This is a genomic window from Photorhabdus sp. P32, from assembly GCF_038085095.1.
GTDB lineage: Bacteria > Pseudomonadota > Gammaproteobacteria > Enterobacterales > Enterobacteriaceae > Photorhabdus > Photorhabdus luminescens.
The window spans coordinates 1-394 of the sequence record NZ_JAZGJN010000025.1 but is presented as its reverse complement, the minus strand read 5'-3'; the positions used below and the strand labels follow the sequence as shown (position 1 = coordinate 394).

Genomic DNA, 394 nt, shown 5'->3' with positions numbered 1-394 from the left:
GGTGGTTGGAATATAATAGATGTGGGCAGAACATTATAATATTGATATAGGTTAATTAATGAAAAATCTTTGGCTTTCCATCCATGAAAAAAGATGCCTATGCACTCATTTGTATCATTATATAGTGGTAATTTCTCTTGAAAGTAAGAAAATAAGGTTTTTTCTTTTCCATATGTATATGTTTCGAGCGAACAAACTCTTTTCTCTTTTGTCATGACAATTTTATCATGATCAATAAATTCTTTTGCAAATTCCGCGCCACTCCAAGGAAGTTCGTCATCAGAAAGCCCTTCATAATCAAATGACGTTGGAATGTTCTGAATAGATTTTAGGGCTGGGTTACCATAAATAAAGTGTGAATTTCTATCTTTGATTCCCCACGGTTCATTGCTTG

1 protein-coding gene is annotated in these 394 nt (G+C 33.2%); it reads right to left on the bottom strand.

Annotated features, from left to right (window positions below; all coding sequences use genetic code 11):
• The coding region (locus V2H77_RS00080; protein ID WP_341497185.1) for a PAS domain-containing protein at positions 1-394 on the bottom strand (394 nt) is incomplete at both ends.